The organism is Vreelandella halophytica, assembly GCF_968193635.1.
The window spans coordinates 3442111-3456173 of record NZ_OZ309107.1; the positions used below are offsets into that span (position 1 = coordinate 3442111).

General features: G+C 62.5%; 12 protein-coding genes. 7 read left to right on the top strand and 5 right to left on the bottom strand.

Features of this window, described 5'->3' with window-relative positions:
• Positions 1-62: 62 nt before the first annotated feature.
• The 7 genes from ACWHXT_RS16000 to ACWHXT_RS16030 are packed head-to-tail and all read left to right on the top strand — an operon-like array spanning position 63 to position 7565.
• On the top strand, positions 63-1538 hold the full coding sequence (locus ACWHXT_RS16000) for an ABC transporter substrate-binding protein (protein ID WP_447958057.1): 1476 nt from the start codon (positions 63-65) through the stop codon (positions 1536-1538).
• Positions 1539-1595: 57 nt separating this feature from the next.
• Complete coding sequence (locus ACWHXT_RS16005; RefSeq protein ID WP_447956550.1) at positions 1596-2519, top strand: ABC transporter permease; 924 nt, start codon at positions 1596-1598, stop codon at positions 2517-2519.
• A gap of 9 nt (positions 2520-2528) precedes the next feature.
• Entirely contained in the window at positions 2529-3377 is an 849-nt protein-coding gene (locus ACWHXT_RS16010) for an ABC transporter permease (RefSeq protein WP_447530134.1), read from the top strand.
• The gene (locus tag ACWHXT_RS16015) at positions 3374-5152 is read left to right on the top strand and encodes a peptidase M14 (RefSeq protein ID WP_447956551.1); all 1779 of its coding nucleotides are present in this window, start codon (positions 3374-3376) and stop codon (positions 5150-5152) included. Before ACWHXT_RS16010 ends, ACWHXT_RS16015 begins: the two co-directional genes overlap by 4 nt.
• Before the next feature lie 27 nt (positions 5153-5179).
• On the top strand, positions 5180-5938 hold the full coding sequence (locus ACWHXT_RS16020) for a 5-oxoprolinase subunit PxpA (protein ID WP_447956552.1): 759 nt from the start codon (positions 5180-5182) through the stop codon (positions 5936-5938).
• Entirely contained in the window at positions 5935-6639 is a 705-nt protein-coding gene (locus ACWHXT_RS16025) for a 5-oxoprolinase subunit B family protein (protein WP_447956553.1), read from the top strand. The genes ACWHXT_RS16020 and ACWHXT_RS16025 overlap by 4 nt, the downstream gene beginning before the upstream one ends.
• On the top strand, positions 6636-7565 hold the full coding sequence (locus ACWHXT_RS16030; RefSeq protein ID WP_447956554.1) for a 5-oxoprolinase subunit C family protein: 930 nt from the start codon (positions 6636-6638) through the stop codon (positions 7563-7565). The genes ACWHXT_RS16025 and ACWHXT_RS16030 overlap by 4 nt, the downstream gene beginning before the upstream one ends.
• Positions 7566-7645: 80 nt before the next feature.
• Here ACWHXT_RS16030 and ACWHXT_RS16035 read toward each other — a convergent pair whose 3' ends face one another.
• The 5 genes from ACWHXT_RS16035 to ACWHXT_RS16055 form a co-directional block, all read right to left on the bottom strand.
• A complete protein-coding gene (locus tag ACWHXT_RS16035; protein ID WP_447956555.1) occupies positions 7646-8677 on the bottom strand; it encodes a leucyl aminopeptidase in 1032 nt (343 codons plus the stop codon).
• Positions 8678-8763: 86 nt separating this feature from the next.
• Positions 8764-10281, bottom strand: a complete 1518-nt coding sequence (locus ACWHXT_RS16040) for a sodium:solute symporter family protein (RefSeq protein ID WP_447956556.1) — start codon at positions 10279-10281, stop codon at positions 8764-8766.
• Complete coding sequence (locus ACWHXT_RS16045) at positions 10274-10462, bottom strand: hypothetical protein (protein ID WP_447894492.1); 189 nt, start codon at positions 10460-10462, stop codon at positions 10274-10276. The genes ACWHXT_RS16040 and ACWHXT_RS16045 overlap by 8 nt, the downstream gene beginning before the upstream one ends.
• Before the next feature lie 43 nt (positions 10463-10505).
• A complete protein-coding gene (locus ACWHXT_RS16050) occupies positions 10506-13415 on the bottom strand; it encodes a c-type cytochrome (RefSeq protein WP_447956557.1) in 2910 nt (969 codons plus the stop codon).
• Positions 13408-13893 (bottom strand): (2Fe-2S)-binding protein, encoded by a 486-nt coding sequence (locus ACWHXT_RS16055; RefSeq protein ID WP_447956558.1) that lies wholly within the window; start codon positions 13891-13893, stop codon positions 13408-13410. The genes ACWHXT_RS16050 and ACWHXT_RS16055 overlap by 8 nt, the downstream gene beginning before the upstream one ends.
• Positions 13894-14063 lie beyond the last annotated feature (170 nt).

The following is a 14063-nucleotide window of genomic DNA, read 5'->3' on the forward strand; positions in this document are numbered from 1 at the left end:
TCCGGAGAAATATACCAATGAAAAACAACCGCCTCTTTCAAGCCTGCGCTCTTAGCGTCGCCATGGCCGCCGCGGGCACAAGCCACGCTGGCTCGCTGACGATTGCCTCTCCGCAAGACCCGGGGAGCTGGGACCCGATCGACACCTTTCTGGTGAACTGGGCGGCCGTCGCCACCAACATTTTCGATGGCTTGACGTACCGTGGCCCCGATATGGAGCTGGTACCAGGGCTTGCCACCAGCTGGGAGGAGCTGGACGAAGGCGAACGTATCCGCTTTACGCTACGCGAAGGGGTCGTGTTCCATAACGGCGAACCGTTCAACGCCGACGCGGTTAAATTCACCTTCGACCGGCTGCTCGGTGAACAGGGCGCGCGGGGCCCGCAGCGTTCCAACTACACCGCGATTTCTAGCGTCGAGGTGGTGGACGAGTATACCGTCGACTTCCTGCTCAACGAGCCGGACCCCGTGCTGCTCACAAAGCTTGCCGGTTACGGCGCGATGATCGTGCCGCCTGGCTATCTCGAAGAGCACGGCGACGATCATTTCAACAGCCACCCCGTCGGCACCGGGCCTTTCAAGGTCGTCGACTATACTCCCCGCTCCGACGTCGAACTGGAAGCCTTCGCCGATCACTGGGGAGGTGCGCCCAAGCTCGACAGTGTGACCTACCGGTTCATTCCCGAGCCCTCCACCGCCGTCGCGGAGCTTCAGTCCGGTCGGGTCGATATCGTATTGCCGCCCACCATCCCGATTGGCATGATCGAGTCGATCGATAATCACGCCAACGCCGAGGTGGTCAGCGTCGCCTCCCCCACGGTAGAGGCGCTCCGTTTCAATACGCAGTCCGGCATTACCGCCGACGAGCGGGTGCGCCAGGCCATCATCATGGCCGTCGACCGCCAGGCGATCGTCGATTCGATTTTGGCGGGTGAAGGCGACGTGATCGCAAGCTTTCAGGGCAGCCAATCCTTCGGCTTCGACCCCGAGCTTGAGCCCTACCCCTTCGACCCCCAGCGCGCCCAGGCGCTGCTCGCGGAGGCCGGCGTAGAGCCAGGCGCCTCGCTGCAAATCGATGTGCGGGGCAACGATTCCACCTTTGCCGAAGTGGCCCAGGCCGTTGCTGCCTACCTGCAGGGCATCGGGCTCAACGCCACCATTCAGCCTTACGAAACCAATGTCCTGCTCAACGATATTATTCCGGCAGGGCGCACCGGTGCGATGTTCCAGCAAAAATGGGGCGGCTGGACCTTCGACTTCGATAACACCGCTTACCTGATGTACCACACCGATGAGCGCTGGAACCCCTACGATAGCGACGCCGAACTCGATGACATGCTCAATGCCCAGCGCAGCATTACGGATCGCGAGCAGCGCGAAGACCTGCTCCAGGCGATCGCGCGCTATACCAAAGAACGAGCTCTCGAGATGCCGCTTTATAGCCTTAATGCGCTTTATGGCGTGAGCACCCGGGTCGAGAACTTTGAACCAGCGCCGGATAGCCGCATCCGTCTCACCGACGTCGACGTCGCTGAATAAGCCCAAGGCGCCGCCGCCCTGGAGCGGCGGCCTATTGATTCTCGAGAGGGAGGCCCCGTGGCCAAGTTTCTTTTTTATCGACTGCTGCAGGCGCTGTTCGTCCTCGTGGCGGTAACGCTGATCGTGTCGTTTGCGATTCGCCTGACCGGCGACCCCGCCGTGATGCTTGCTCAAGGGGCGGGCAGTATCACCGAGGCGGATCTCGACCGCATCCGCGAAGCCCTCGGCCTCAACCAGCCCTTTTTGGTTCAGTACCTGGAATTTTTGAAGGGCCTGTTCACCGGCGATTTGGGGCGTAGCTTCATGGGGGGTACCTCGGTCAGCGAGCTGATCGGCCGCGCGCTGCCCGCCACCCTGGCGCTGGCGTTTACATCGCTTTTCGTCTCTATCGCCCTATCGATTCCTTTGGGCATCAAGGCGGCCGTTTCCCGCGGCAAGTGGCCCGACCAGGTGATTCGCGTTCTTTCGCTGGTCGGCCTCTCGTTTCCCAACTTCTGGTTGGCCATCATGCTGGTGCTCTTGTTCTCGATCACCTTCAACCTGCTGCCGCCAAGCGGCATGCAAGGGTGGCAGAGCTTTATCATGCCCGCGGCCACGATGGGCATCATCCTGACCGCCACCAACGTACGTCTGGTGCGCACCACCATGCTGGAAACGCTGCGTTCTCAGTACATCATGGTGGCCAGAGCCAAAGGGTTATCCAACTCGGCCGTGCTCTATAAACATGCGCTACGCAACTGCTCGATCCCGCTGATCACCTATTTTGGCCTGCAGTTCGGTGGGTTGCTGGGAGGGATCGTCGTCGTAGAACGCGTCTTCAACTGGCCAGGGCTTGGCACGCTCGCCTTCGACGCCGTGGCCGCTCGGGACTACCCGGTGCTACAGGGCGTGATTACCGTGCTTTCGCTTTTGATCATCTCCATCAATTTACTGGTCGATATTGCCTATGGCTTCGTCGACCCCCGCGTGCGCAAAAGCTAAGAGGCCACTATGTCAGTCAATTCGCTGAATCTGGAGCGCTTTAAAAGCTTCGAGTTCATTGTGGGCGCCCTGCTGGTGGGCGGCATCGGCCTAGCCGTCATCTTCTCGGGCTGGCTGTTTCCAGAAGGTGGTAGCGGGGTCAACCTCGCCATGCGCCTCACGCCGCCGCTGGCCGACGGCGGTTACCCGCTCGGCACCGACCCGTTAGGGCGTGATGTGCTCGCACGGGTCATCATCGGCGGCGAGATTTCCCTCAAGGTGGGCTTCTATTCCGCCCTGGGGGCGGTCGTATTGGGCATCGTCATGGGGCTCTTATCGGGCTACTACGGCGGCATCGTCGATATGATCGTGATGCGCTTTGCCGATGTGCAGCTCGCTCTGCCCTTTATTCTGCTGGCGATCACCTTTATCGCGGTCGTGGGCGGCGGGCTGACCAATATGATCATCCTGCTTATCGTGTCCCAATGGGTGCAGTATGCCCGCCTGGTGAGAGGGTCCGTACTCTCGCTCAAGGATCGTGAGTTCATTCTCTCGGCCCAGGCGATCGGCGTGCGCGATTGGCGCATCCTCTTCCAACACCTGCTGCCCAATATGCTGGGCCCGGTCATCGTGCTGATGACGCTCAACGTCGCCAACAACATTTTGCTGGAAAGCAGCCTGACCTTTCTGGGTTTGGGCGTCGACCCGGTCATCCCGAGCTGGGGTGGCATGCTCGCCGAAGGTCGTACCTACCTGCAAACGGCCTGGTGGGTAAGTGTCTTTCCCGGTGTCGCCATTTTGCTCACCGTACTGGGCCTTAACCTTCTCGGTGACTGGCTGCGCGATACGCTCGACCCCACAGGACGGACATCAAAATGACCCCACTGCTGGAAACGACCTTTGAACGCAGCGTGGAGGCGTTGGCCGCCGCGTACTCGAAAAAGCTTGCCCCGGGGGACACGTTGAACGCCTGGGTATTCGACGACCGCGATGCCAGGCAGCGCGCGGAGAAGATCCTGCAAGACCTGGGCATCGAGGCGCACTTTTATAGCGCCTACAAACCCCTGGTGCACTACGTGCTCGAAAACGTGCTCGAAGCGCCGGGCGAAAAGCCGCTGCGCGCCCTTCATGTCCGCTACCCCGCCCCGCGAGAAGCGCCCAAGCGCTTTATGCTGGAAGCCTACCCGCTCGCCGGCATGCTGGATAAGAAAACGGACGTGAGTTGGGAAGCCGTGCCCTGCGAGGCGCAAACCGCGCTCTACCATTACGAGCTGGTCTTGACCGGCCCGGGCGGGGCGCAAGAGTACGTCAGGGTGGCGGCGCCCAACCGCCATCATCTGGATCACGTCGACACCTGGCAGCTTTCCCCCTGCGGCTGGGTCGAATGGCGCACGTCGAGCGGCGAGAATGAAAGCACCGTTTACACCTGCGACTACGTCCAACTATTCGAAACCGCCATGGAGGCGATCACCCACGCCCAGTGGCCTTCCCAGCAGCCATTTTTCGAAGAGCTCAACATCAGCGTCACCCTGCCCTGCCAGGATACGCGGCTGCCTTTCGGCCTCGAGCACATAAGCCTGGCCGAAGGGTTACACGAAGAGCTCTATTTCTCCCTGCTGGAGTACTACCAGCATCTGGCCGGTCTGCCACTGGGCGATCGCTCGATTCAGCCCGGCCAGATCGTGCCGGAGATCAAAACACGCCCCCACCAAGCGCCATCGCTCACCATCACGCTTCGCCGGTTGTGCAGTGAGGAAGCATCACCGGGTGATGAGATGGCGCTCGATACCGCTTGCCGCCCGCTAAGCGTTGCCCAGATCCATACCCAGCTCGCGGCGCTGGGCGGCGAAGAGCTCGCGGCCAAAAGCCGCAGCGGGCGCCGGCTTTTGGCGCGCTACCGTCAAGGCCGTGATCGCGCGGTCATGATCAGTGCAGCCCAGCACGCCAACGAGCCTTCCGGCATCGTCGGGGCCCTGCGGGCGGGGCGCGATCTGAACCAAAAGGGCGATACGCACTTCGTGCTTTCACCGCTCGAGAACCCGGACGGCTACCGCTTGCAGCAGCGTCTGGCCGCCGAGCAGCCCACCCACATGCACCATGCCGCACGCTACACGGCGTTTGGAAGCGACCTTCAGGATCAGCCCGCCGGCGGTGAATTCGAACTGGCGATTCGCGAGCGCGCCAAGGCGCTGAGCGGCGCCCAGCTGCATATCAATCTGCACGGCTACCCCGCCCACGAGTGGACGCGCCCGCTGACCGGCTATGTGCCGCGTAACTTCGAGCTATGGTCGATTCCCAAAGGCTTTTTTCTCGTACTGCGCTTTCATCAAAACTGGGAAGCCCAAGCCGAGGCACTGCTCGAGCGCGTGACCGCCCATTTGGCGAAAGTACCGGGGCTGGTGGCTTACAACCAGCGGCAAATCGAGGCGTTCGAGGCCCACGCCGGGCGTCTAGAGTTTGCCACCCGCCACGGTATTCCCTATTTGCTGACCCGCAACGACCAGCAGCTAACGCCGCTGCAATTGATTACCGAATACCCTGACGAGACCATTTACGACGATGATTTCGTGATGGCTCACCAGGTGCAGTATGAAACCGTCATGAGCGCCTACCGGTGTTATCAGACGATGACACTGCCCGACGAATCATGCTGATCAACCTCACCCAAAGAGGGCTCGACGATGAATAGGAAGCTTCCGCTGCTCAACTGTGACATGGGCGAAAGCTTTGGCAACTGGACCTTGGGGCTGGATGCCGAGGTGATGCCTTATGTCGACTGCGCCAACATCGCCTGTGGCTATCACGCCTCCGACCCCCACGTCATGCGTCGCACGGTGGCGCTGGCCGCCCAGCATGGCGTGCGCATCGGCGCCCACCCCGGTTACCCGGATCTAATGGGCTTTGGGCGGCGCTCCCTGGCGTGTTCGGCGGCGGAAGTCGAGGACATGATGCTCTACCAGGCCGGGGCGCTGGCCGGGATTTGCCGCGCCGAAGGCGCCGAGCTTACCTACATCAAGCCTCATGGAGCGATGTATAACGACATGGCCGCCAACCTGGAGCTACTGGAAGGCGCCATGCGCGCCGTTCGCGGCTTTGACGCCAACCTGCCGCTGATGGTGATGGCCACCGCCGACAGCGCGCCACACCGTGAGCTTGCCGCCCAAATGGGGGTCACGCTCTGGTTCGAGACCTTCGCCGACCGCGCCTATGACGCCAACGGCCATCTGGTCTCACGCCGCCTGCCCGGGGCCGTGCATCAAGAGCAGGCGAGCATCGTCGCCCAGGCCAAAGCGCTGGCCCGGGGCGAGCCCCTCACCGCCCTAGATGGCACACCGTTTCAGCTACCTTGTGACACGCTCTGCGTGCACGGCGACAATCCAGAGTCCGTGGCAGCGGTGCGCGCCATTCGCGAGGCCTTCGACGCGATGGAGTCAGCGTGAACCTGCGCCTTGAAACCGCGTCCATGGAGGCGATTACCGCGCGACTGTTCGACGTCATCGACGAAGATAACATGGCCTGGATCATCGCCGCGGATACCGCGCTGCGCCGCGCCTTTGGCGAGGCGCTGATCGATCTCGTCCCGTCCTACACCACGCTGTTGATACACTACGACTGTCAAAAACTCGCTTTTTCTGAAGCCTCCGCGCTGATCAAGCAGGCACTCACGGGTCTTGCGCCCGCTGACACGCAAAACGGTCAGCTCCATGAGATACCCGTCTGGTACCACGAAAGCGTCGGGCCGGAGCTACCCCGGGTCGCCAAGCGCGCCGGGATTAGCGTGGATGAGCTCATAAAAAGCCATTGCGATCACGACTACTGCGTCTTCGCGCTAGGCTTCGCGCCGGGTTATGGCTTCATGGGGTTGGTGGATGAAGCGCTGGCCACCCCTCGGCTGCAAACGCCCCGGCAACGGGTAGCGGCAGGCAGTGTGGGCATTGCCGACCGGCAAACGGCGATCTACCCGCTGCTTTCCCCCGGTGGCTGGAACGTTTTGGGCCGCACCGCGGTGCCGCTATTCGAGTACGCCCGGCGGGGCGAGCCGCTCTTTGGCCCGGGCGACAAGGTGCGCTTCAAGGCGGTATCGAAAGCCGAGTTCGAAGCCGCCGGCGGCGACACCACCCCGCTGGAGGAGCGCCCATGAACCAGCCCGGTTTGATCGTAGAGCAGGCAGGGCCTTTGGCGCTGATTCAGGATAACGGGCGCTTCGGCGTCAGCCATCTGGGCGTCACCCAGTCCGGCGCGGCGGACTGGATCTCGTACCGCTGGGCCAATTGGCTTTTGGGTAACGCGTCAAACTGCGCCGCGCTCGAGATCGCCATGGGCGGCAACCTCACCTTGCAAGCCGAAGGCGACGTGACACTCGCGCTGGCGGGTGCCGACCTGGACGCACGTATCGACGGCAAGCCGCTAGCGCCTCAGGGATGTTTTACGCTCGACGCCGGGCAGAAGCTGACGTTTCGTCAGCCCAAAACCGGGCTACGCACCTACCTGGCCTTTCCCGGAGGGCTCGATGCCCCAAAGGTAATGGGCAGCCGCGCCTGCACGGCGCGGGAGGAAATCGGCGGGCTTCACGATGACGGCAAGCCGCTACGAACCGGCGACCGGCTCAGCTGGCACGGCGGCCAGCATACGTCGCGCACGCTGCCCCGAGGTGCGCAGTTGCCGCTTCCCGCGCCAGGCTGCCCGTTGCCCATGGTGCTGGGGGCGCAGGCTGCGCTGTTTGCCGGGCGCAGCCTTTATAACGCCTTCAATCAACCCTGGACGGTCGACCAGCGCGCCGACCGCATGGGTATTCGCCTGACCGGAGCGCCGCTTCAAAGCGCGCTGTCGGGTATCGTCTCGGAGGGCATTCCCCTGGGCGCGGTCCAGGTGCCGCCGGACGGCCAACCCATCGTGCTGATGAACGACCGCCAAACCATCGGTGGCTACCCACGTATCGGCGCGCTTACCCCCAGCGCCTGTGCGCTGCTCGCCCAGTGCCTGCCCGGCACCGAAGTCCGGCTTCAACCGATAAGCGCCACCCGGGCACAAGGGATCCATCGCTGGCAACTGGCGGTATGGGGATAACTGTAACGTTGGGGACCGTAGCAAGCCCATAAACGATCAAAGGCGCCCAAGGGCGCCTTTGATCGTTTATGGGAAACGCCTTAACTTCTCGGCATCTGCATATCCTTCACCACGATATCGCCGTCCACCACCACCGGCTCGTCATCCAGAAACAGCGAACAGCCGCGCATGGGAATATCCAGGTGACAGGCGGTGTCGTTGGGGCCGCCGAGTTCGTTGTTGGGGCCGGTGGAGAACATCACGTTGCCGTAGAAGCTGCGCGGCTCCATCCCCATGCCGCCAGGAAATTCGCCAGGTACCATACGGTGCCACTTGGCGTTCGGGTTCATGCCCCAGCCCACGTGGCTCATGCCCAGCCCGCGCTTGTCGTCGAAACTCTCCATGTAGGATTTGACCAGCTCGGCATCAAGGCCGCCGCGAATATCGGTGATCCAGCCCTTCTCGATGGTGTAGGTGATCGGCTCGCGGACGTACATGTTCTGGGGCAGTAGAATGTCGCCCGGTGCGACGACGATTGTGCCGTCCACACCATCGTCATCGCCGCCGGTGAACACAAAGCCGGACGGCCAGTGATCCCACCGCCCCGGTTCGTCGGTACAGGCGTACTCGGCTACGGTCGGGTAGGTGTTCAGCTTATAGGCCACGTCGGTGCCGTGGGACGAGGTAATACGCATGACCTTGGCTTTTTCCAGCATCGCCGCGCCGATCTCGACTTTCTCTCTAAGCTCTTTGGACGGCAACATGCGCGCCAGCAATTCCGGCGGCTCCACCGCAGTGAGCACGCGCGTGCCCGCGTCCTGAATGGCCATTTGCTCCGGTGAAAAAAGCAAGAAGATGCAGTCGATGAGCATGTCGCAGTTCTTCAGCGCCTCGACCGCATCCGGCATAACGGCCAAGCCCGTGGTGCCTACATTCCAGCCGCCCATCGCGGAGGGGGCGGGCAGGCGCATATGGTACATATTGGCGCCCAGACGCTGGCCGGCGGCCATGAACGCGTCGGCGTAGTCGAGGCGCTCGTTGCCTTGGGTAAGCACGATGAGCCGTTCGTCGGATTTGACCCCGGACATTTTCAACTGGTGAAGACAGATTTCCGTAAAGCTTGCGTGATCCATAACGCCTCCTGAAGAGCGTCGATGAGCGTGCGGCCTCTGCGCCGTCATCCGACAGCGCAGAGATCGATTAAGCCCCGTTCAATGCATCAGACGGTGGCTTTATTGCTAGAAGTGGTCGTGGTAGTGCCCGGTAGGCGCTTTTTACGACCCAGCTCGTCGGTAATCGCGCCCAGAAAGGCGTCCGCCGAGGCCAGATGGGGTCGGGTTGCAAGGCTCACGCCAACGAACAAGACGGTAGAGACCAGGATGCCCCAGATACCGGAGGGCAGACCCAGCAGAGAGTTACCCGTGGCGTACATGATCAGCACGAACACACTGGTGCCGATGATGCTGGCCAGCGCCCCGGCGCCGGTGCCACGCTTCCAGAAGAAGGCGCCGATGATCGCCGGCACCATCGCGACCAGCCCCGATGAGGCGGCCACCGAGAGCACGGCGATCAGATCCAGCTGCAGCTCGGCAAACCCCAGTGCCAAAAGCGCGATGATGGGAACGACGATCTTGCCCATCAGCAGTTGTCGCTTTTCATCGACGCCGGGTTTGACGTTGGCGTAGACATCGCGCGAAAGCATGGAGGCCAGCGTCAGCATGATGGAATCGATGGTCGACACCGCAGCGGCCATGATACCGATCATGACGATCACACCCAGAAGCGGCGGCACGAAATCAGATGCCAGCAGCGACGGAGTGGCAAGATCAGCCCCCTCTAGCCCCGGAAAGGCTGCCAGTGCCGAGAAGCCCCAAAGCACGGACACCAACGTATAGATGAAGCCAAAGCCCAGAAAGCCGATCAGCATCTGACGCATGGAGCGCAGCGACGACGGCATGAACAGGCGCTGGCTCACCTGCGGGTTGGACAAACTGAAGAAGAACCAGGGAATGCACAGCCCCATGAAGGTCACGAAGCTGAAAAGCCCGGAGCCCGGCACGCTGAGCGAGACCGTATGCTCGGCCTGCAGCGTGCCGAACAGCCCGCTGAAGCCGCCCAGGCCCTGAATGACCAGAAACGCCACCAGGGTGGAGGCCACGATCATCATCAGCGCCTGCAACGAATCGGTCCACATGACCGAGCGGATACCGGCGATGTAGGAGAAGAAAATGGCGATGATAGTGGCCATCATTACGCCGGTGGTGAAGGTGATGGCGCCGTCGCTCATGCCTTCGAGCAGGTAGCCCACACCGGCCAGCTGTACGGCGGAGTATGGAATCAAGAAGATACAGCTAGCAATGGAGACCGCCATGGCCACTCGCTTGCTGTTGTAGCGGTGTCCCAGCATCTCGCTGGGTGTCACGAAACCGAACTTCTTGCCCACCGCCCAGAAGCGCGGGCCAAAGATCGCCACCAGTGAGACACCGGCAAAGTAGATGATCTCGAAGCCCAGCGCTCCCACACCGCCGGCGTAGGTCAGCCCGGCAAGACCCACCATCATGAACGCACTGTAGGTCGTGGCGCTGTAGCTCAGCGCCGAGACGAACCCGTTCATCTGCCGGTTGCCCAGAAAGTAGCCGGACATACTCTCCGCCGGGCCCTGGCGGGACAAGAACGCGATACCGACGGCGATCAGTAGATAAATGCCGATGGACCACCAAATCATCGATTCAGTCATTGTCGTGCTCCTCGAAATCCTTGGTGATGTAGACGTTCAGCGCGATGATGGCGAGCCCCGCGCAGCTCCAGAATAGAAAGCTGCCGTACCACGCGTTGATATTGGTCAGTAAGGTGTAGGGCACCAGACAGCTCAGCAGGACCACCAGCCAGACTGCCCATATCCACTTGCTTCGTTTCATGATCCACCTCGGTTTATATCGTCGGGGAGAAAGTCGTATTGTTTTAGTGAGGCTGGCGTATTTCAGCGACGCGTTGTTCGAGTTGTTGCCAGGGGTCTGCCTCGGGCGCAAACCGCGCCCGCAAGTAAGCCGTCAGCGTGGCGACCTGGGTGTCGCTCAAGCTGTCGGCGAAGCCGGGCATGGCGGTGTCGTGCACACCGCCCATGATCGATTGAATGACGTTATCGGGTCGGTCGCTGTGCAGGTTGGTATTGAGCGCAAGCGACGTCGACGCCTTAGTGAAACCGGGTATGCCGTTATCCACATGACAGGCCGCGCAGGCGCCCTGGAAAAGCTGTGCGCCCTCCTCCATGCCCGCTGGCTCGGCGGTTGTGCCAGCGGTCAGCCGCTGGGCTTCGGCTCGGACCGAGGCGACATCCTCGGCCGGCGCCTGCATCTGCTGCGCAACGTAGTGGGCAATGGCGCGAACGTCGTACTCCGGCAGCTCGCCAAGCCCAGCCACTACCGGCGCCATCGGCCCGGAGGCAACGCCGTGCAGTTCAGTGCTTCCATGGCGCAGGTAATCAAAAAGCGAGCTTTCGCTCCAGGGAACGGGCGAGCGCGACAGCGTATTGAGCGCCGGCGCCTCCCACCCGTCTACCACGGCGCCGGCCAGGTACTGCTCACCCTGCTTCTCGGCGCCCATGGCGTTGCGCGGGCTATGGCAGGCGCTGCAGTGGCCAAGTCCCTCGGCCAAGTAAGCGCCGCGATTGTAAAGCTCGCTCTGGGCAGGGTCCGGCTGGAAAGGCGTAGGATCATGATAAAGCGCCTGCCAAGGCGCCATGAGAGCGCGCACGTTGAAAGGAAACGTCAGCGCATTTTTTGGCGCCGCAGCGGATACCGCCGGCTGCGCCATCAAGTAAGCGTAAAGCGCTTGCAGGTCAGCATCGCTTGTCTTGGCAAATGCGGTGTAGGGAAACGCCGGGTAGAGGTGGCGCCCGTCCCGGCCGACGCCTTCGCGCATGGCACGCTCGAAGGCCGCAAAAGACCAGTTGCCGATGCCCGTTGCTTCGTCCGGGGTAATATTGGTGCTGTAAAGCGTGCCGAAGGGCGTTTCGAAAGCATGCCCGCCGGCGTTGGTGGCCCCGCCTTCAGTCGTGTGGCAGGCGACGCAGTCGCCCGCCGCCGCGACCAGCCGCCCCCGCTCGATGGTCTCGGCAGAGTAGAGGTTGGCACCGGGCCTGGTGACCGGAGCGATCGCCCCTTTCCACGGCAAAGCCATGACAGCACTGCCCGCCACCGTCGTCAGCGCCGCCGCTGCCAGCCAGCGCCGTCGTGTCGACTTCTTGCGCGTTGGCGTGGCGCCAGCCGGCAAGCCCTTTCGGGTGTCGGGATCCTGCTCGTCAAGGGCCTGGCGCACTCGCCCGGCAGTGAAGGGAGGCTCGCGAAAACGCACCCCGGTGGCATCGAACAGCGCATTGGCGATGACGGCCACGCCGGGGGCAAACTCGGCATCATTCAGGGTCAGCGGTAAGGCGTCAGAGGCCGCTGGCGTCGAGTGCGATGGCGTCGAAAGCTCTGTTGAGTGTGGCGTGAGCGCGTTTGAAGAAGTGTCCGACGCCTGACCATCGCCCCATTCATCGAAGGCCGGCGCGCGGCCGAGTAGCCCGCGCGACTCCCCCAGCACGCGTGCCTGGAGGGTTTGCTGGAGTTGCGCCGTGTCCATCTCGTCGCCACTGTCCTGTCCCACCACCAGCCGCGTCAATTGGACATCACCCGTCACGCGGTTGACGTCGACATCGGCAATCCAGGCCGAGCGCACACCGCTTTCCAGACGCTGGTGGCGGTCGGGTAGCTGGGCGTAGGCCAAGCCTCGCCCTCGCAAGACGTCGCTCGTGGGCGTCACGACTGGCGCCTTCTTCGGCCAGTCAGCCTGACGGGCCACAGAAGCCAGCAACTCGCTACCCCGATCATCGTTCAGGTGGTTCAAGCGCAGGGTCAGCGGGTCTTGCCCCCTTTCGTGGGCGAGCTCATCAATGAACGCCTCACGGGCAAAGGTCTGCTGCACATCTTGAAGCGTGATAGTAGCAGCGGGCCGCTCACCGGTGCGCGCCGACAGGTGCGCTTTCTCGAAACGGTAGGGCGTAAAAAGCGGTATGTCATGTTCGGGCAGCGCCTCCAGGATAGCCCGCCCGCTTAATAGCAGCCCGATGGCCGCGACTTCGCCGCTGGCGTAGGCCTGGCGATACCGATAATGCGAAATGGATGCGTCATTCTGGTGCGTCGCGCCAAGCGTCATACGCTGCGCCCGCCCCAGCGCTTTCACATCAGCGTCGTACGCCGCGCTCAGCCATACCGCCACTGCCCCCCCCACCGCCTTCGCCAGAAGCGCCGCATCCACGGCGGCGTCATCGCCACAATGGCGGCCCAATCCCGTCGCCAATGCCTGTCCATCCGCGGCATACAGCGTGATCGCCGCGCCATCGACCGCGGTGGCCAAGCTAAGGTCATGGCGCAGCGCTTCGGGGGTGGCGGTTCGCGTCCAGATATTCAGTGCGTCGTCGCTGCTTTCGGCGATCACCCACCCCGGCGCCTCGCCCCAGCGTAAGCGGCTTGGCCAGCCATAATCGCGCGCCAATTCATCGTCGGTGCCTGGCTTTGCCAGGGGCGTTTCGCGCTGAGCCTTGACCGGAGCGGGCTTTTCCCAGCGAAGCACCAACTGCTGAGCGGCGTTACGCGCGGCCTCGAGGGTCGTCGCGACCACGCCGACAAAATTTCCGTCGACGACCACGCGGACCTCACCATCCAGGGCGGCAAGCGACACATCATCGACGTTTATCAGCCGGGCGCTCTCGAAGCGATCGCCGGTCCATTGGTAGGTGGGCGGGCGAATGACGACGCCGTAGCGAAGGCCGGGCAGTTGAACGGGCAGCGCCTTTTGCGTCGACGATGAGGCGTCAAGCGATCTACGCATTCTCGCCTCCTCGCCGGTCGGCCTCGAGCTCCACGGCAAGATGCGCCGCCGCCAGAATTTCCAGGTGCGTGCCGCAGCGGCAGAGGTTGTGATCGAGCGCGGCGAGTATCTGTTCCTCGGAAGGTGTGGCGGTGTGATTGAGCAGCGAGCGAACGCTAACGATCATACCGTTCAGGCAATACCCGCACTGGGCGGCCTGGGCGTCGATAAAGGCCTGCTGCACCGGGTCCAGACGCTGGTGGTCGGCAAGCCCTTCAAGCGTTGTGATCTCGAAGCCCTGCACCGCGGCCACCGTCAATACACAGGCGCGCGCCGCGACGCCGTCGACCAGCACGCTGCACGCGCCGCACTCGCCCAGCCCGCATCCATACTTCGGCCCGTTGAGTTCCAAATCGTTGCGTAGAACGGCCAACAGTGGCGTATCCAGAGGGACGGCCAACGCGTGGTGCTGGCCGTTTACGTTTAACTTCAGCGTCATAGGGGATGACCGTCGTTATTGTTGAAGTCGTTTGTCGTCGGTGGTGCCCGCTTCTTATAGCAGCACGTTTTCAAGCTGCCTCAATGGCTTGGTGGTCGACCCGGCACCATATAAGTGCATAGGCGCCAAATCCGAGCATTAATAGTGCATACACCTTAAATAAGGGCATA

Excerpts from the sequence above, each read along its gene's own strand:
- ACWHXT_RS16000 (WP_447958057.1), top strand. The coding sequence starts at position 63 with ATGGCCGCCGCGGGCACAAGCCACGCTGGCTCGCTGACGATTGCCTCT.
- ACWHXT_RS16010 (WP_447530134.1), top strand. The coding sequence starts at position 2,529 with ATGTCAGTCAATTCGCTGAATCTGGAGCGCTTTAAAAGCTTCGAGTTC.
- ACWHXT_RS16015 (WP_447956551.1), top strand. The coding sequence starts at position 3,374 with ATGACCCCACTGCTGGAAACGACCTTTGAACGCAGCGTGGAGGCGTTG.
- ACWHXT_RS16020 (WP_447956552.1), top strand. The coding sequence starts at position 5,180 with ATGAATAGGAAGCTTCCGCTGCTCAACTGTGACATGGGCGAAAGCTTT.
- ACWHXT_RS16030 (WP_447956554.1), top strand. The coding sequence starts at position 6,636 with ATGAACCAGCCCGGTTTGATCGTAGAGCAGGCAGGGCCTTTGGCGCTG.
- ACWHXT_RS16035 (WP_447956555.1), bottom strand. The coding sequence starts at position 8,677 with ATGGATCACGCAAGCTTTACGGAAATCTGTCTTCACCAGTTGAAAATG.
- ACWHXT_RS16040 (WP_447956556.1), bottom strand. The coding sequence starts at position 10,281 with ATGACTGAATCGATGATTTGGTGGTCCATCGGCATTTATCTACTGATC.
- ACWHXT_RS16045 (WP_447894492.1), bottom strand. The coding sequence starts at position 10,462 with ATGAAACGAAGCAAGTGGATATGGGCAGTCTGGCTGGTGGTCCTGCTG.
- ACWHXT_RS16050 (WP_447956557.1), bottom strand. The coding sequence starts at position 13,415 with ATGCGTAGATCGCTTGACGCCTCATCGTCGACGCAAAAGGCGCTGCCC.
- ACWHXT_RS16055 (WP_447956558.1), bottom strand. The coding sequence starts at position 13,893 with ATGACGCTGAAGTTAAACGTAAACGGCCAGCACCACGCGTTGGCCGTC.